Below are 16,771 nucleotides of genomic sequence, written 5' to 3'. Positions count from 1 at the left end.
CCGGCGCCACCATCATCATTGATGGCCTAGAATGCGGGCATGACCACGCTGTTCATTTCCGACCTGCACCTGGACCCCAGCCGTCCGGAGATCACCGACCTGTTCCTGCGCTTCCTGCGCGAGCAGGCGCCCGGCGCCGATGCGCTGTACATCCTCGGCGACCTGTTCGAGGCCTGGATCGGCGACGACACGCCCTCGCCCGCCGCCGACACGGTGGCCGATGCGTTGAAGGTGCTGTCCGACAGCGGCGTGCCGGTGTACTTCATCCGCGGCAACCGCGACTTCCTGCTCGGTGAGGACTACGCGCGCCGTGCCGGCCTGCGCATCCTGCCCGACCCGTGCATGATCGAACTGTACGGCCGCGCGGTGCTGCTGCAGCACGGTGACCTGCTGTGCACCGATGACATTCCCTACCAGCAGTTCCGTGCACAGACGCGCGACCCGGTATTCCAGGCGCAGTTCCTGTCGCAGCCGCTGGCCGCACGCATCGCGTTCGCGCAGAAGGCGCGCGAAGCCAGCCAGGCGCGCCAGTCCGAGATGAAGCAGGACGATCGTGCGCAGTTCGAGTCGGTGACCGACGTGGCCCCTGCCGAAGTCGATGCCACCTTCGTGCGCCATGGCGTGGACACCATGATCCATGGCCATACCCATCGGCCGGCGATCCACACGCTGCAGGCCGGTGGTCGCGAGCGCACCCGCATCGTGCTGGGTGACTGGTACGAACAGGGTTCGGTGCTGCGCGTGGATGCCAGCGGCTGGACGCTGGATACGCTCGCGCGCGAATAACGGATCGCAAGGTGCCAACCAAGGTTGGCATCTACCAGAGCAGGTGCATGCGCCCGGGTAGACGCCGGCCTTGGTCGGCGCCTGGACAGTGTCAGCGGAAGGCCGCGATGGTGGCCTTGGTGTTGACCAGCACGCGCTGGTTGTCGGCGGTGCTGGCGTTGCCCATCGGGATGCCGTTGTAGCTGATGTTGGGGTTGGACCAGTAGTTCAGGCGCGGGCAGCTGCGGGTGCAGTTGTAGGCCATGATCGTGCGCCAGCCGGTGCCGGTGGCCGGCTCGTAGCGATAGCCGTGGCCATAGGCATAGGGCGAGGTGCTCGAGTCGGTGGCGATGTCATGCCGCGCACTCTGCAGATGGCCGATCTCGTGCGCGAACGAGTAATAGCCGGTCGCGCAATCCCAGTACACGGCCGCGAACGCGGTCGACGCCGTCGAGCCGATGCCCGAGGCCAGGCCGCAGTAGGCGGTGTTGTTGATCAGCAGCACGCCCACATCAGCCGTGTAGGTATTCCGGCTGGTGTGGATGCTGTCCATGTAGCCATCGCTGGTGCCACGGAAACGCGCCAGGTCGGTATCGAAGCTGCCCGATTCGGTGTAACTGGTGGTTTCGTAGCGGGCCAGTTCCATGGTGATGCCGACGTTGCTGTTGACATAGCCCTGGTTCGATTCGGCCACGGCCAGCTGCACCAGTGACTGCATGTTGCCGCCATAGGCGGCGACGGCGGCATTGGTCGCCACCACCAGCACGCGGATGGTGGCCGGCGTGCCGGACGACGCCTGCGCGATGCCGAGGCGATCGTTGTTGCCCATCGGGATCTTCGGCAGCTGGTTGTAATCGGCCGGATGGTCGGCCGGCATCCGCGACTCGTCCACTTCCACAAGCACGTGGCGGTTGCCCAGCGGGCGCAGGCGGTACAGCTTTCCATCCTTGCGGATCGAGCCGGTGATGGTATCGCCCGAGCGCACCAGGATCAGCGAATTGCCGGGGTCGTCCTGGCCGTTGGAGGTGGCCGCGGTCAGCTTGTCCGAGGGCGAACGGAACTGGCCATACCAGATGCTGCCGCCATCGGGCAGCGCTTCAACCTTGCTGCGCACGGCCTGCACGCGCTGGCCGAGCAGTTCGAATTCCAGCTGCGGCTGTGCAGTCGCGGCTGCATCAACGCGCACTTCCTGTACCGTCGCGGTGGACGGGGTGGCCAGCAGCTTGCCCAGCGCGGGCTCACTGTTTGCCGATGCGCGGCTGATGACCGTCACCGGCTCGAACAACGGTGCCGCATGCGCGGCCGCCGCCACCGACAAACCCAACACCAGGCCACCTGCCGCTTTGCCAATCGATCTGGACAACATTGCGTCGCTCCTTGAATGATGTGAACAGCGTGGATGCAGCACGACCCGGTTTGCCGGGTTTGGCCATATGGCCTGCGCGGCTCGTGTGAATTCAATAGGCGAGTGGAATGAAAGTCAGGATTTGTGATCGACCGCATCTGCGTTCAGTCAGGTCAAAAGCGTCACTACACTTCGCCAATACACCGCTTTCGCGCTACCGTGACGCAGCCACGACGGGGAATGCACATGGCACCATCGCAGGACACGGACGAAGATGTCGGCTTGCTGCGGATCGGCCTGTTCTTCGATGGCACCCGCAACAACGCGCACAACCTCGCGCGTGGTCGACCACAGCAGCCGCGACCGCGCCCGGCGCAGCTGCGTGCGGATGATGATTCGACCTACCAGAGCCGGCTGACCAGCAGCTACGACAACGGCCTGACCAACATCGCACGCCTGCAGCAGCTGTACCCGGACAGCCGCCGCGATGCGATGGCCACGCCTTCGCTGTCGATCTACGTGGAAGGTGTCGGTACCCGCGATGACGCCGACGACGACCTGATCGGACTGGCGTTCGGTATCGGCGCCAGCGGCGTCCGCGCAAAGGTGCAGCGCGCGCTGCAGGTGGTGCTGCCGGCTGCGCTTGCAGAACTGTCCACGCGTTGGCGGCAACCGCTGCGTCGCGTGCAGCTGGATCTGTTCGGGTTCTCTCGAGGCGCTGCCGCCGCACGTGATATCGCCAACCAGCTGCAGGGCTGGGATACCACGCGTTGGCGGCAACTGCTGCAGTCGTCCGGCCTGGTCTGTACGCCGGACTTCGCCCCTGCCCTTCCGGTGCTGCGATTCATGGGCCTGTTCGATACCGTGGCTGCGGTCAGTGGTGGCCGCGCCGACGAACAACCGCAGCTTGCCTTGTCCAGTGGCATCGCTGCACGCGTGGTGCAGTTGACCGCGCGCGACGAGCATCGCCAGCACTATCCGCTGACCACGGTGGCACCGCCGTTCACCGAGATCGCTTTGCCCGGCGTGCACGCCAACATCGGCGGAGGCTACAACCAGCTGGAGGAAGGCCCCAAGCTGCTCAGCCGCCCACGTCGCCAGCAGCTGCGCCGCCCCGCCGTTGCCGACTACCAGATTCCCCCGCTGGCGATGCTGCAGGCCACCACGGCTTACGCTGAAACGCAGGCCGATGCCGAACGCTGGCGGCAGCAGCTGGGCGTGGACGAAAAGGAAGTGTGGGTGGATGTCTGGCACCAGTGGCAGCAGCAGCGCCGCGCCGGCAGCCGCAGCGTGCTGCTGTCCCCGGTGCTGTACGTGACTGCCGCCGTGGTACTGCGGCGGCGCATCGACTGGCGCTACCAGTTGATCGCGCTGCAGGTGATGCAGCAGCATGCCATCGATGCCGGCGTGACCTGGCGCGCCAGCGCTGCCGAGGTTCCCGGCTGGGAACTGCCGTCGGCCCTGCAACCGATCGCACGGCGGCTGGTGGCAGGGCAGGCGTTGACCCAGGCCCAGGAGGCGCTGCTGCGCCGACGCTACCTGATGCAGTCGGCGCACTGGAATTTCGACGCGCTGGGCGACACCGCCCTGACCTATGCCGCCGATGCCGGCGTCAGCGAACTGCCCTACCGGCCCGGTCCCGGCCTGTTCTACATCAACCGGCCCACCGTGGATGGCAAGCGCGTGGTGCTGCCCAACGCATGAAAAAGGGGACGGAGGGGATTAAGTCGTTTGTGCCACAAACGACTTAATCCCCTCCGTCCCCTTTTGTTCAACCGGCCTGTTCGACCAGGTTGCCGAGCTCGTCGGCGTCGAAGCCGGCCAGCAGGCGCGCTTCGATGTTGAACGGCCCGTGCAGGTAGCCGCCGGCGTATTCCACCAGCAGCGCCTTGAAGCGCGCACGCGGCTCGACGCCGGCGCGATCGCAGTACCAGCGGTACCAGCGCGAACCGGCGGCAACGTGCGCCACTTCCTCGCGCAGGATCACTTCCAGTACGTCGGCGGTTTCACCATCACCGACATTGCGCAGCTTCTCGATCATGCCCGGTGTCACGTCCAGGCCGCGCGCTTCCAGCACGCGCGGTACCAGGGCCATGCGCGCCAGGCCGTCATGCGCGGTCTTTTCGCACATTTCCCACAGGCCGTTGTGCGCGGGGAAATCGGCGTAGTCGTGGCCATGCGCCTGCAGGCGCTCGCGCAGCAGCATGAAGTGCCGCGATTCGTCGTCGGCACAGCTGACCCAGTCGGCATGGAACGCTGGCGGCAGGCCGCGGAAGCGGTACACCGCATCCCAGGCCAGGTCGATCGCGTTGAGTTCGATGTGGGCGATGGCGTGGATGAAGGCGGCGCGTCCTTCCACGCCGCCCAGCCCGCGCCGGGGCACTTCGCGCGGATGCACCAGCACCAGCCGTGCCGGCCGGCCAGGCATGCGGATCGGTTCCGGCGGCGGCGCATCGGCAGCCACCTTCAGGCGACCGGCACGGAACGCGGCGGCATACGCCTGGGTCAACGCGACCTTGCGCAGCGGGTCGGCTTCGGCCAGGCACTGCTGCGCCGCGCGCAGCAGGTCGCCACCAACGTCGGGTACATCGACCACGCCTGGACCTCAGGCGCGGCGCTTGTGCTTGGCGTCGTCCGAACGCAGCTGCTGGATGCGCTCGAAGTAGCCCGGCTCGATACCCGTCGGGTAGTGGCCGTTGAAGCAGGACGAATCGAAGTTGCGCAGCGCCGGGTTGCCCTCGCTCACCGCCGCTTCCATGTCCTCCAGATCCTGGTAGATCAGCCAGTCGCAGCCCAGGTGGGCCTCGATCTCTTCCACGGTGCGGTTGTGCGCGACCAGCTCTTCGGCCGCCGGCATGTCGATGCCGTAGATGTTCGGGTAGCGCACCGGCGGTGCCGCGCTGGCCAGGTAGACCTTGCGCGCGCCCGCATCACGGGCCATCTGCACGATCTGCTGGCTGGTGGTGCCACGCACGATCGAGTCGTCCACCAGCAGCACCACGCGGTTGCGGAACTCCAGGTGGATCGGGTTGAGCTTGCGGCGCACCGACTTCACGCGTTCGCCCTGGCCCGGCATGATGAAGGTGCGGCCGATGTAGCGGTTCTTGATGAAGCCTTCGCGGTACTTCACCCCGAGCACGTTGGAGATCTCCAGCGCGGCATCACGCGAGGTATCCGGGATCGGGATGATGGTGTCGATATCGTGGTCCGGGCGCAGGCGCAGGATCTTCTCGCCCAGCTTGATGCCCATGCGCATGCGCGCCTTGTGCACCGAGACGTTGTCGATCATCGAATCCGGACGCGCGAAGTACACGTACTCGAAGATGCACGGGGTGTGCTCGGCAGGCTCGGCGCAGATTTCCGAGAACAGCTCGCCGCGGGCGGTGATCACCAGGGCTTCGCCCGGCTGCACATCGCGCACGCGCTGGAAGCCCAGCACGTCCAGCGCGGCCGACTCGGAGGCCACGATGTACTCGTCGCCCTCGGCATGGCTGCGCTTGCCGAGCACCAGCGGACGGATGCCGTGCGGGTCGCGGAAGGCCACCAGGCCCAGGCCCAGCACCACGCTGACCACCGCGTAGCCGCCCTTGCAGCGGCGGTGCACGCCAGCCACCGCGCGGATCGCGGCTTCCGGGCTCAGCTGGCGCTGCTGCTCCAGCTCATAGGCGAACACGTTCAACAGCACTTCGCTGTCCGAATCGGTGTTGACGTTGCGGCGGTCCTGCTCGAACACCTGCTGGCGCAGCGCCTCGGTGTTGATCAGGTTGCCGTTGTGGGCCAGCGCGATGCCGTACGGCGAGTTGACGTAGAACGGCTGCGCCTCGTCCATGCCTTCCGAGCCGGCCGTCGGGTAGCGCACATGGGCGATGCCGACGCTGCCTTCCAGGGTGGACATGGTGCGTGCATCGAACACATCGCGGACCAGGCCGGTGGCCTTCTGCACCCGCAGGCGGCTGCCATTGGCCGTGGCGATGCCCGCCGCATCCTGGCCGCGATGCTGGAGAACGGTCAAGCCGTCATACAACTGCCCGGCGACGTTCTGGTTGCCGACGATTCCGACGATGCCACACATGGTGCGAAGTCTCCGCTGGGCTGTGCCCAGTTACAAGGAAGGTGGCCGTACCTGGCCGCGGTGGTCGCCGCGCCTGCGGTCGACATTGGCCGGATCGCCCGGCTCGATACTGTCTGGCAGTGCTGGGGCGTCCGGGCGCACTTCGGCCGGATCGTATGCGTCGCCCTGTTCCGCTTTCGCGGGCCGCAGCCATCCGCTGCCCGCCACTACCTGGTTGAGGATGCCATTATCGCCTGCCGCGCCCGGCTTTCCCAGATCGGCGCCTGCGCTCTTCCCCAGCTCCATCAATGCAGATGGGGACAGCATGTCGGTCGGCAAGGTCTTGGGCAGCAGGTCGGCGCCGGGCACCTGCCAGTGCGGCAGCTTCCCGTTCATCCAGGCCACGGCCGGGTTCAGCACCGGGCGGACCGCCGAGCGCTTCCAGGAGGGTTCGGCGGTCAGCGGGGTGAAGCCGGCCAGCAGCACCAGGATCGCCGCGATCAGGCCGCCACGCACGGCGCCCAGCACGCCGCCCAGCAACCGGTCCAGGCTGGTCAGCATGCTGCGATGGATCATCGCCTTGATGACCATGCCGATCACCGCGACCACGATCATCACGCCAATGCCCACGCCCAGGTAGCCGCCAACGAAATGCTCGCCGCCGGGTGCGGCCGGGGCCGCCCACCAGCGTGCCGCATCGTTGCCGAAGGCGAAGGCCGCCCACGCGGCCAGCAGCCACGACAGCGTGCCGATGACGATTCCAACAAAGCCACGCAGCATCCCGAGCAGGGTCGAGGCGGCGATCACGATCAGCAGCACCACGTCGATCATGGCGCCCCGCTCCTTCGGCGGCGCTGGCAACGGGCCTGCGCGTGGATCATGGGTGCGGTCGGACCATGCCGGCCACGCCGACCTTGGCGGCGACCTGCGCCTTCAGCTGCTCGGCGTCAGCGCGGTTGGCCACCGGTCCGACGCGGACGCGATGCAGCGTGCCCTTTTCAGTGCGTACCTGCTCGACGAAAGCACTGAAGCCGGCGGCGCGGACCTTGTCGCGCAGCGCGTTGGCATCGTTGGCCTGGCCGAACGCGCCCAACTGCACGGCGAAGCCGACGCCACTGGCCGCCGGTGCTGTCGGCGTGGCAGGCGCCGGCTTGCTGGCGGCGGCCTCCGGCTTCGGCTCGGGCTTGGCGTCCGGCTTCGGAGCCTCGGGCTTCGGTGCCGGCTTGGGCGGCTCTGGTTTGGTGGTCGCCGTCGGCGTGCTTGGCGGCAGGCTTTCGCTGCGCACCGGGTTGCTGGTGGCCGACGGCGTGGTGGCCGCGGCCGGGGTGCTGGTGGTCGGCGCCGGCGTGGCGGCAACCGCCGCACTGCTGCCTGCCGCCGCATCCAGGGTGATGACTTCTGCCTTCACATCGGCGCGGATCTTGACCGCCTGCAGGCGCGCGGCTTCGGCCTGGGCACGGTCGGCATACGGCCCGACACGCACACGCCACGCCTGGCGCCCGCTGATGGTGGTGGTTTCGGCGAAGCCTGGCAGCTGCGAGCGCTGCAGGTAGGCGATCACCGCATCGGCGTCGGCCTTGCTGCCGTAGGCGCCAAACGTGACGGCGAAGTTGCCGGCGGCAACCGCCGGAGACGTGTCCACGGTCGGCGGCGTAGCCGGCGCGGCCGTCTCCTGCAGCGGCTTGGCCTGCCCGGTCTGCAGGCCGGTGGCTCCACCGGCCGGAGCAACCAGCGGCAGCTCACGGGTTTCGAACTGGCCATCGGCCGGTGCGTCCGGCGCGGCGATCGGCACCGAGGCCACACCGCTGTCCGGCGCCGGTCCCTTGACCAGCATCGGCAGGAAAATCACGGCCAGCGCCACCAGCACGATGGCACCAATCAGACGCTGTTTCAGAGGCGTATCCACGTGAGGCGGCAACTGTCCGGAGGTTGCGGTCGATTATACGGGTGCCGGACCGGACGGCGTCGGCATTGGCTGAACGCGGATCAGGCGGCGCCCTGCAACCATTGCAGCGCGGCCGCGGCGGTATGGAAGGAGCCGAACACCAGTACGCGGTCACCGCGCCCGGCCTGGGCCAGTACCTGTGCCAGCGCCTGCTCGACAGTATCAGCGCGCTGGGCCTTGGCCGCCGCCGTACCGGCCAGGCGGGCCTGCAACTGGGCAGCACTCTGCCCGCGCGGGCCGTCCAGTCCGGCCAGGGTCCACTCGCCGACCACGTCCTGCAGCGCCTGCACAACGCCCACCGCGTCCTTGTCCTGCAGCGCGGCGTACACCGCCAGGGTGCGCCCGGCCGACGCTTCGGCCTTCAGCGCGCGCGCCAGCTGGCCCGCCGCCTGCGGGTTGTGCCCGACATCGACACGGACCTGCACGCCGTCACGCTCGAACGCCTGCAGGCGGCCAGAGATGCGCGCCGCCGCGACACCAGCAGCCCACGCCGCACGCGGCACCGGCTTGTCCAGCGCGCGCAGCGCAGCGATGGCGGCACCCGCGTTGGCCAGCTGGATCGGGCCGGCCAGCGCCGGGGTCGGCAGTTCCATGCGCAGGCCGACATCGCGCCAGCGCCAGCGCTGGGCATCGATTGGTTCGTAGAAATAATCGCTGCCGCCGCGGATCGCGTTGGCGCCGACCAGGTAGGCACGTGCGAGCACGCTCGACGGCGGGTCGGTCTCGCCCAGGATCACCGGCTTCCAGCCACGGATGATGCCGGCCTTCTCGGTGCCGATCGCTTCGCGGTCCCCGCCCAGCCATTCGGCATGGTCGATGTCCACGGTGGTGATCACCGCCACGTCAGCGTCGACGATGTTGACCGCATCCAGGCGACCGCCCAGGCCCACTTCCAGCACCGCCAGGTCCAGCCCGGCGTCGGCGAACAGCTGCAGCGCGGCCAGCGTGCCGTACTCGAAATAGGTCAGCGTGATATCGCCACGCGCGGCCTCGATGGTGTTGAAGGCGGCGACCAGCGCCGCATCCTCCACATCGTGGCCGTCGATGCGCACGCGCTCGTTGTAGCGCAGCAGATGCGGCGAGGTGTACGCGCCGACCTTCCAGCCGGCAGCACGCGCGATGGCTTCGATGAAGGCCACGGTGGAGCCCTTGCCGTTGGTGCCACCGACCACGATGGTGCGCTGGGCCGGCGCCCCCAGGCCCATCGCCGTGGCCACGGCGCGCACGCGCTCCAGGCCCATGTCGATGGTCGCCGGGTGCTGGCGTTCAATGTAGTCCAGCCAGTCGGCCAGGGTGGTCGGGGTGTTCGTCACGGCAGCGGTTCCAGCAGAAGCAGTTGATGCGAGGGGATGGATCAGAGTGCGCGGTGCTTGGCTTCGCCGAAGAACGGCGTGTGGTGGGCACAGTCGTTCAGGCGCACCACTTCCAGGCTGTCCAGGTCGGCGCCTTCGAGCAGGTTGAGCGTGGTCGGCGCCTGGCGGAAGGTCCACAGGCGGGAGATCGGCAGGCCCAGCACCCTGCACAGGATCACGCGGTTGACCGCGTCATGGGCGACCACCAGCAGGGTGTCGTGCTCGCCGAGGCCTTCGGTGGCGCGGGCCAGGCCGCGCCAACTGCGCTCCAGCACCAGGCGCAGCGATTCACCGCCGGGCATCAGCACGGTGTCCGGCTCCTCGCGCCACGCCTTCAGGCGCGACGGGTCCTTTTCGTTGATTTCGCTGGCCAGCAGGCCTTCCCACTCGCCGTGGGCGATTTCCTGCAGCTCCGGCTCGGTCAGCAACATGTCGGCACGGGCGGCACCGAGTGCCAGCTGCGCGGTGCGCTGCGCGCGTGACAGCGGCGAGGCGACGGCACGGGTGATGTCCACCGAGGCCAAGCGGGCGCCCAGGGCCTGGGCCTGGGCTTCACCGATCGGCGAAAGCGGGATGTCGATCTGGCCCTGGTAGCGGCCTTCGGCGTTCCACGGCGTTTCGCCGTGGCGGGCAAGCAGGATGCGCATGCGTGCAAGGGGTCCTGGGGGGAGGAGGTTCCGCGTTTCGTTCACATCCTGTGAAGTGCGCGGAACAGGGATGATACCCGTTCGGCGCACCGGGCCGTGCCGGGCATGAAAAAACCCCGCGACGTGGATCGCGGGGTTTTGGAAACTCCGGCTATCTGGTCGGGGTTGCCGGCCAGCGGCCGGCACTACCGCAACGGGTTTATTTCGCCAGGTTCAGTTCCTTCAGCAGCGCCGGCGCCGGCGCCACTTCCTGCATGATCCACTGCATGTAGCGGCTGTCGACCGCGATCATGCGGGTCATCACCGGGTCGAACACCCAGTTGGAGCTGACCGATTCCCAGTTGCCGTCGAAGGCCAGGCCGACCAGCTTGCCGTTGGCGTCCAGCACCGGCGAACCCGAGTTGCCACCGGTGATGTCCAGGTTGGACAGGAAGTTCACCGGCACCGAGCCCACGCGCTTGTCTTCCAGGCCGCCGTAGCGCTTGGCCTTGACCGCGTCGAGCAGGGCCTTGGGCGCATCGAACGGATCGACGCCGGTGTCCTTGGCGACGATGCCCTCCAGCGTGGTGAACGGGGTGTAGGCCACGCCGTCCCTGGGCTCATAGCCCATCACGTTGCCGAAAGTGATGCGCAGCGACAGGTTGGCATCCGGGTACACGAACTCGCCCTGGCTCTTCTTGTAGTCAGCCAGTGCCTGCAGGTACAGCGGACGTGCGGTCAGCGACTCGCCTTCGCGGATCTTCTTCTGCTCTTCCTGCTTCAGCAGCGACGGCATGATCGCCACCGCGTACTGGATGGCCGGATCGGTGCTGGCTTCGAACGCGGCGCGGTCGGCCTTGAACCACTTCAGGCGTGCATCCAGGCTGCCCAGCTCAGTGCCCGACAGCTTGCTCACCAGTGCCTTGACCGCGCTGGCATCGCTGCCGCCCAGCCAGGTGTTCAGCACGTCGTTGTTGCGCTGCGCGGCCGGCAGGGCGACGTACTGGTCCAGCCAGTAGGTCTGCAGCTGCTGGTCCATCTTCGCCACATAGCGGCGATCCATCTGCTTCAGGCCGCCTTCCAGGGTCGGCAGGTCGCGCTGCTGGTAGCCGACCTCGCGCTCGGCGTCCGGCTTGGTGCGCTCGATCGACAGGCGGTACAGGCCGATGGCGGCGTTGACCGCCGAGGTGTTGTTGAACTGGCCGACGAACAGATCGCGCTCGCGGGTCGCCTTGCTGGTATCCAGGTGCTTGACCAGCTGCGCGTGCGCTGCCAAGGCCGGCTTGCCGGCGGCGCCCTGCTTCTTCAGCCAGGCCAGCACGGCGGCTTCTTCAGCCTGCTTCTGGCCAGCAGCGTCGATGCGCTTGAAGCCTTCCAGCTGGCCGGCGTAGTTCTTGGCCACGTTGTTCATGCTGGCCGCGGTGGCGGCGTACTTCACCTTGACGTCGGCGTCGGCCTTGCCCGCCTCATCGATCATCTTCAACACTGCGTTGTAGTGCCTGGCGATGGTCGGGTAGGTCCAGCTGGCGGTTTCGTTGAACTCACCGGCCAGCGCGTAGCGGTTGGTGCGGCCCGGATAGCCTGCCACCATCACGAAGTCACCGGCGCCCAGCGGCTGGTCGGTGAACTTCAGGAAGTGCTTGGGCTGGTACGGCACGTTGTCGGCCGAGAATGCGGCCGGCTTGCCGTCCTTGCCGACGTAGGCGCGGTAGAACGAGAAGTCGCCGGTGTGGCGCGGCCACATCCAGTTGTCGACGTCGCCGCCGTACTTGCCGACGCTGCCCGGGGGCGCGTAGACCAGGCGCACGTCCTTGATTTCCATGTTGCGGAACAGTCGGTAGGTGTTGCCGCCGGAGAAGGTGTACAGGCGGCAGCGGAAGCCGTCCTCGGCTTCACACGCGGCGACCTGGGCCTTGTCGAAGGCGTCCAGCGCACGGCTGCGGGCCAGCGGGTCGTTGCCGGCGGCGGCAATGGCGGCCTTGGCCTGGGCGGTGACGTCGGTGATCTGGTCGAGCACGTAGACGCGGGCGTTCGGGCCGGCGCTCAGTTCATCGCTGTGCTTCGGCGCGTTGAAGCCGTCCTTGATCAGGTTCTTCTCGGCGGTCGAATTCAGCTGGATCGCACCGTAGGCGCAGTGGTGGTTGGTGACCACCAGGCCCTGCGGCGACACGAAGCTGGCGGTGCAGCCGCCGAGGGCGACGACCGCGCCCATCGGGTCGCCGGTAAGGTTGGACAGCTGCTCCGGGGACAGCTTCAGGCCGGCCTTCTGCAACGGACCGGCGATTTCCGGCAGCTGCTGCGGCACCCACATGCCTTCAGCGGCATGGGCGACCTGGGCCAGCCCGAGGCTGGCGACGATGGAGAATGCAAGCAGGTTCGAGCGCATGGAGCAGCCCCTGGTAGTGGAACCCTCGATTGTAGCCCGCCGCCCTGCCCCGGCCCGAACCCCGGAAGTCATGGGCCTACTTCTTGCTCTGCCATGCGCACATCGGCCGCGCACATGGAATCGTCCAGAGGAGGCGTGGTCACCCTGGCCGGGACCGTTGGCGCCATGGGCCGGGCGCATGCGACTGGCGGGTTGGGCAGGACGCCCAACCCCGGTCTTGCCGTGTGCGCAGGATAGCGCGCACGAGCAAGGCGCCATCGAGCACCATGGATGGGCTTTTGCGTGTCCCGGCCAGGGTGACCACGCCCCCTCCCCAGGAATCAAGGAGGCGCTGCTGTTTGCAGCACGTTCGAAACGCCCGTCGGCGCACGCCTTTCGTTCCGCCATTGCACCCGCAGCGCAACATGGGAAATCCGCGCGGCACCCTATAATCCGCGCTTTCCCCCTGATGAGTTCCACCCCGATGGCGCAGCAAACGATGAAGGCCCTGGTCAAGCGCGAAGCGGCCAAGGGCATCTGGCTGGAAGAAGTTCCGGTGCCGACCCCAGGCCCGAACGAGGTCCTGATCAAGCTGGAAAAGACCGCGATCTGCGGCACCGACCTGCACATCTACCTGTGGGACGAGTGGAGCCAGCGCACCATCAAGCCGGGCCTGACCATCGGCCATGAGTTCGTCGGCCGCATTGCCGCGCTCGGTTCGGCGGTGACCGGCTATGAGATCGGCCAGCGCGTCTCGGCCGAAGGTCACATCGTCTGTGGCCATTGCCGCAACTGCCGTGGCGGCCGCCCGCACCTGTGCCCGAACACCGTCGGCATCGGCGTCAACGTCAACGGCGCCTTCGCCGAATACATGGTGATGCCGGCCAGCAACCTGTGGCCGATTCCGGACCAGATCCCGTCGGAACTGGCCGCGTTCTTCGACCCGTACGGCAATGCCGCACACTGCGCGCTGGAATTCGACGTGATCGGCGAAGACGTGCTGATCACCGGCGCCGGTCCGATCGGCATCATCGCCGCCGGCATCTGCAAGCACATCGGTGCGCGCAACGTGGTGGTGACCGACGTCAACGACTTCCGCCTGAAGCTGGCCGCCGACATGGGCGCCACCCGCGTGGTCAACGTCGCCAACCAGTCGCTGAAGGACGTGATGAAGGAGCTGCACATGGAGGGCTTCGACGTGGGCCTGGAAATGAGCGGCAACCCGCGCGCGTTCAACGACATGCTCGACTGCATGTACCACGGCGGCAAGATCGCCATGCTCGGCATCATGCCCAAGGGCGCCGGCTGCGACTGGGACAAGATCATCTTCAAGGGCCTGACCGTGCAGGGCATCTACGGCCGCAAGATGTACGAGACCTGGTACAAGATGACCCAGCTGGTGCTGTCCGGCTTCCCGCTCGGCAAGGTGATGACCCACCAGCTGCCGATCGACGAGTTCCAGAAGGGCTTCGACCTGATGGAAGAAGGCAAGGCCGGCAAGGTCGTGCTCAGCTGGAACTGACCCGAAGGGTCAATTCCCCCGCATGTTTCCTTATCCCCGCGCCTTTGGCGCGCCCCTGAACAACAAGGGGGCTCTTCCCCAGATGGGATCAAGAACACCGCGGAACTGAAAAAGGCGCCCGATGGGCGCCTTTTTCGCAATGCGTGCCAGGCAAGCTTGGCACCTACCGTAACGCCTGCGGCGTTACTTGCCCACGGCCACGGTCAGCAGCACCCGGCTGTGGGCCAGCTTGCCCGAGTTCTCGCGTCCATTGCCGTCGGTGCCGTAGTAGCCCAGGCCGACGTTGAACAGGCCGAACTGGCGGCTGACGCCGACGTTCCAGTCGGTATAGTCCTTGGCGATGCCGTCCTCGAAGGTGCTGCGACCGACGTTGGCATTCAGCGTGAAGTCCTTCGGCAGGCCCCAGCTGCCGCCCAAGCCGTAGTACCAGCCATCGGTGCCGCTGTTCCACTGGTCGTTGGTGTAGGCCACGGTCAGCTTGTAGGTGTCGTCAAGCGTGGTGGTGGTCACCAGCTCGTTGTAGTTCTGGTGGCTGGCACCGAGGTAGGTGTAGCGGTTCAGCAGCACGTCGAAGTTGACGCGCGAAGTGACGTCCACGCCGTAGCCGATCTGGTAGTCGATCTCGGTGTTCGGATCGCCCGGACCGAAGTCCACGCCCGAACCCCAGACACCGGCATACAGGCCCACCGGCGAGGTGTAGGTGAAGCCCGCCTGCAGGGTCGGCTTCTCGTCGGTCTGCGACACGCCACGGAACAGGTAGTCGGAAACGGCGGTGACATTCCAGCTGTACGGCGATTCGTTCTCCTGCGCGCTGGCGGCGAACGGGGCGGCCAGGGTCAGGGCAGCGGCAATGGCGAGGCAGGCACGGGCGTGCTTCATGAGCGTCTCCGGTGGGGGCGGTGGCGTGGCGTGGAAGGCGGGAGCGGCCGGAGCGCGACAGCTCCGGTTCACGAATTCTTAACCACTTTGCTATTGCGATGCAACATGCACTGGCCATGGCGATGCCCCATCCAGCCCGGTTGATGACCGGCGATGCCCGGTAGAATCAGCGGTTTCCCCGTTCAGAGCCGTGCCCACGCCATGACCGACGTCTCCTCCGCCCTGACCCGCCACTACGCCGAGGAACTGGACGCCATCCGCGCCCAGGGCCTGTTCAAGTCCGAGCGGATCATCACCAGCCCGCAATCGGCCGAGATCACCCTCGACGACGGCCGCAAGGTGCTGAACTTCTGTGCCAACAACTACCTGGGCCTGGCCGACCATCCGGACCTGATCCAGGCCGCCAAGGACGCACTGGATACCCACGGCTTCGGCATGGCCTCGGTGCGCTTCATCTGCGGCACCCAGGACCTGCACAAGCAGCTGGAGAAGCAGATCGCCGATTTCTTCGGCAAGCAGGACACCATCCTGTACGCGGCCTGCTTCGATGCCAACGGTGGCCTGTTCGAGCCGCTGCTCGGCGAGAACGACGCGATCATTTCCGACGCGCTGAACCATGCTTCGATCATCGACGGCGTGCGCCTGTGCAAGGCCAAGCGCTTCCGCTACGCCAACTGCGACATGGCCGATCTGGAAGCGCAGCTGCAGGCCGCCGATGCCGCAGGCTGCAAGACCAAGCTGATCACCACCGATGGCGTATTCTCGATGGACGGCTTCATCGCGCCGCTGGACGAGATCACCGCGCTGGCGAAGAAGTACAACGCGCTGGTACACATCGACGAATGCCACGCCACCGGCTTCCTTGGCGCTACCGGCCGTGGTTCGGCCGAGGTCAAGGGCGTGCTGGAGAAGATCGACATCATCACCGGCACTCTGGGCAAGGCCATGGGCGGCGCGCTGGGCGGCTTCACCTGCGCCAGCGCCGAGGTGATCGAACTGCTGCGCCAGCGCTCGCGCCCGTACCTGTTCTCCAACTCGCTGCCGCCGCATGTGGTGGCCGCCGGCATCAAGGCGTTCGAAATGCTGGCTGCCGCTGACGACCTTCGCAGCACGCTGGCCGAGAACACCGCCTACTTCCGCGAGAAGATGACCGCCGCCGGTTTCGACGTGAAGCCGGGCGTGCATCCGATCAGCCCGGTAATGCTGTATGACGCACCGTTGGCGCAGAAATTCGCCGAGCGCCTGCTGGAAGAAGGCATCTACGCGATCGGCTTCTTCTTCCCGGTGGTGCCCAAGGGCCAGGCCCGCATCCGGACCCAGATCAGCGCCGCGCACAGCCGCGAGCACCTGGATCGCGCGATCGATGCGTTCACCCGCATTGGTGTCGAACTGGGCGTGGTCAAGGGCTGATCATGCCGGGGTCGGATCCCTTTCCTGCGGAAAAGGCCCTGACCCCGCTGGTCAAAGCGTGCCGACCAAGGTCGGCACCTACCGGGCTGGATGGCTGCCGACCACGGTCGGCACCCGCCGTGGCCTGAGGGCGTGCCGGCCAGGGTCGGCACCGCCAGGCGTCACTTCTTTTTCTTCTTGCCCTTCGGCTCTTCCTTGCTGGCCACCACTACCGGCTTGGCGGCGGCGTCCTGGCCGTTGCCCTTGGCAACGCGGATGCCGTTGGCCTTCATCCAGGCATCGAACTCATCGGCGGTCATCTTCTTGTCGCCGTTGCTCATCAGGAAGCGGTAACTGCCGCGACCATCCAGCTCCGGGGTCTTCACTTCCACCACCGGGGTCTCGGCAGGCGTTTCCGCCTTGGCCACCTTCTTGTGGCCGCCACAGGCGGCCAGCAGCACCATCGGCAGCAGCAGGCCTGCGCAGCGCAGGGTTTGGTTGAGGGTCGGGTGGTACATGGGCAGGCTCCGTT

14 protein-coding genes are annotated in these 16,771 nt (G+C 67.1%); 4 read left to right on the top strand and 10 right to left on the bottom strand.

Annotated features, from left to right (window positions below; genetic code table 11):
- Positions 1 to 39: 39 nt before the first annotated feature.
- The gene (lpxH, locus tag AC5P6H_RS18320) at positions 40 to 786 is read left to right on the top strand and encodes a UDP-2,3-diacylglucosamine diphosphatase (RefSeq protein ID WP_032955937.1); all 747 of its coding nucleotides are present in this window, start codon (positions 40 to 42) and stop codon (positions 784 to 786) included.
- A 91-nt stretch (positions 787 to 877) separates the two neighbouring features.
- On the opposite strand, the gene AC5P6H_RS18315 is transcribed toward lpxH, so the two are convergent.
- Positions 878 to 2,131, bottom strand: a complete 1,254-nt coding sequence (locus AC5P6H_RS18315) for a M12 family metallo-peptidase (RefSeq protein WP_014646083.1) — start codon at positions 2,129 to 2,131, stop codon at positions 878 to 880.
- A 225-nt stretch (positions 2,132 to 2,356) separates the two neighbouring features.
- On the opposite strand from AC5P6H_RS18315, the gene AC5P6H_RS18310 reads away from it, so the two are divergent.
- Positions 2,357 to 3,814: a T6SS phospholipase effector Tle1-like catalytic domain-containing protein gene (locus AC5P6H_RS18310; protein WP_241887136.1), complete on the top strand. Its 1,458-nt coding sequence runs from the start codon at positions 2,357 to 2,359 to the stop codon at positions 3,812 to 3,814.
- Between the two features lie 67 nt (positions 3,815 to 3,881).
- Here AC5P6H_RS18310 and AC5P6H_RS18305 read toward each other — a convergent pair whose 3' ends face one another.
- From AC5P6H_RS18305 to AC5P6H_RS18275, 7 genes are all read right to left on the bottom strand, one after another.
- A complete protein-coding gene (locus tag AC5P6H_RS18305; protein WP_049440272.1) occupies positions 3,882 to 4,706 on the bottom strand; it encodes a ferritin-like domain-containing protein in 825 nt (274 codons plus the stop codon).
- 9 nt (positions 4,707 to 4,715) lie between these two features.
- Positions 4,716 to 6,182, bottom strand: a complete 1,467-nt coding sequence (gene purF, locus AC5P6H_RS18300) for an amidophosphoribosyltransferase (protein ID WP_005408246.1) — start codon at positions 6,180 to 6,182, stop codon at positions 4,716 to 4,718.
- Between the two features lie 30 nt (positions 6,183 to 6,212).
- The gene (locus tag AC5P6H_RS18295; protein ID WP_014036126.1) at positions 6,213 to 6,992 is read right to left on the bottom strand and encodes a CvpA family protein; all 780 of its coding nucleotides are present in this window, start codon (positions 6,990 to 6,992) and stop codon (positions 6,213 to 6,215) included.
- 46 nt (positions 6,993 to 7,038) lie between these two features.
- Entirely contained in the window at positions 7,039 to 8,067 is a 1,029-nt protein-coding gene (locus AC5P6H_RS18290) for an SPOR domain-containing protein (protein WP_049440275.1), read from the bottom strand.
- Positions 8,068 to 8,147: 80 nt separating this feature from the next.
- Positions 8,148 to 9,419 carry a bifunctional tetrahydrofolate synthase/dihydrofolate synthase gene (gene folC / locus AC5P6H_RS18285; protein ID WP_049407150.1) on the bottom strand — a complete coding sequence of 424 codons (1,272 nt, stop codon included), beginning with the start codon at positions 9,417 to 9,419 and terminating at the stop codon, positions 8,148 to 8,150.
- Between the two features lie 41 nt (positions 9,420 to 9,460).
- A complete protein-coding gene (locus AC5P6H_RS18280) occupies positions 9,461 to 10,105 on the bottom strand; it encodes a histidine phosphatase family protein (protein WP_049440278.1) in 645 nt (214 codons plus the stop codon).
- A gap of 199 nt (positions 10,106 to 10,304) precedes the next feature.
- Positions 10,305 to 12,470 carry a S46 family peptidase gene (locus AC5P6H_RS18275; RefSeq protein WP_046429104.1) on the bottom strand — a complete coding sequence of 722 codons (2,166 nt, stop codon included), beginning with the start codon at positions 12,468 to 12,470 and terminating at the stop codon, positions 10,305 to 10,307.
- Between the two features lie 478 nt (positions 12,471 to 12,948).
- On the opposite strand from AC5P6H_RS18275, the gene tdh reads away from it, so the two are divergent.
- On the top strand, positions 12,949 to 13,971 hold the full coding sequence (tdh, locus tag AC5P6H_RS18270; protein ID WP_032955954.1) for an L-threonine 3-dehydrogenase: 1,023 nt from the start codon (positions 12,949 to 12,951) through the stop codon (positions 13,969 to 13,971).
- 183 nt (positions 13,972 to 14,154) lie between these two features.
- Here the strand turns inward: tdh and AC5P6H_RS18265 are convergent, their stop codons facing one another.
- Entirely contained in the window at positions 14,155 to 14,850 is a 696-nt protein-coding gene (locus AC5P6H_RS18265) for a TorF family putative porin (RefSeq protein ID WP_014646076.1), read from the bottom strand.
- A gap of 201 nt (positions 14,851 to 15,051) precedes the next feature.
- Between AC5P6H_RS18265 and kbl the strand changes: the two genes are divergently transcribed.
- Positions 15,052 to 16,260, top strand: coding sequence for a glycine C-acetyltransferase (gene kbl / locus AC5P6H_RS18260; RefSeq protein ID WP_041863091.1), 1,209 nt, complete (start codon positions 15,052 to 15,054; stop codon positions 16,258 to 16,260).
- Between the two features lie 161 nt (positions 16,261 to 16,421).
- Here the strand turns inward: kbl and AC5P6H_RS18255 are convergent, their stop codons facing one another.
- A complete protein-coding gene (locus AC5P6H_RS18255) occupies positions 16,422 to 16,757 on the bottom strand; it encodes a hypothetical protein (RefSeq protein ID WP_005415439.1) in 336 nt (111 codons plus the stop codon).
- Positions 16,758 to 16,771: the final 14 nt, after the last annotated feature.

Source organism: Stenotrophomonas sp. YJH_SMC_110, assembly GCF_059369255.1.
The sequence above is the reverse complement of the archived record's forward strand: the minus strand, read 5'-3'. Positions and strand labels throughout refer to the sequence as shown.

Excerpts from the sequence above, each read along its gene's own strand:
- lpxH (WP_032955937.1), top strand. The coding sequence starts at position 40 with ATGACCACGCTGTTCATTTCCGACCTGCACCTGGACCCCAGCCGTCCG.
- AC5P6H_RS18315 (WP_014646083.1), bottom strand. The coding sequence starts at position 2,131 with ATGTTGTCCAGATCGATTGGCAAAGCGGCAGGTGGCCTGGTGTTGGGT.
- AC5P6H_RS18310 (WP_241887136.1), top strand. The coding sequence starts at position 2,357 with ATGGCACCATCGCAGGACACGGACGAAGATGTCGGCTTGCTGCGGATC.
- purF (WP_005408246.1), bottom strand. The coding sequence starts at position 6,182 with ATGTGTGGCATCGTCGGAATCGTCGGCAACCAGAACGTCGCCGGGCAG.
- AC5P6H_RS18295 (WP_014036126.1), bottom strand. The coding sequence starts at position 6,992 with ATGATCGACGTGGTGCTGCTGATCGTGATCGCCGCCTCGACCCTGCTC.
- AC5P6H_RS18280 (WP_049440278.1), bottom strand. The coding sequence starts at position 10,105 with ATGCGCATCCTGCTTGCCCGCCACGGCGAAACGCCGTGGAACGCCGAA.
- AC5P6H_RS18275 (WP_046429104.1), bottom strand. The coding sequence starts at position 12,470 with ATGCGCTCGAACCTGCTTGCATTCTCCATCGTCGCCAGCCTCGGGCTG.
- tdh (WP_032955954.1), top strand. The coding sequence starts at position 12,949 with ATGAAGGCCCTGGTCAAGCGCGAAGCGGCCAAGGGCATCTGGCTGGAA.
- AC5P6H_RS18265 (WP_014646076.1), bottom strand. The coding sequence starts at position 14,850 with ATGAAGCACGCCCGTGCCTGCCTCGCCATTGCCGCTGCCCTGACCCTG.
- kbl (WP_041863091.1), top strand. The coding sequence starts at position 15,052 with ATGACCGACGTCTCCTCCGCCCTGACCCGCCACTACGCCGAGGAACTG.
- AC5P6H_RS18255 (WP_005415439.1), bottom strand. The coding sequence starts at position 16,757 with ATGTACCACCCGACCCTCAACCAAACCCTGCGCTGCGCAGGCCTGCTG.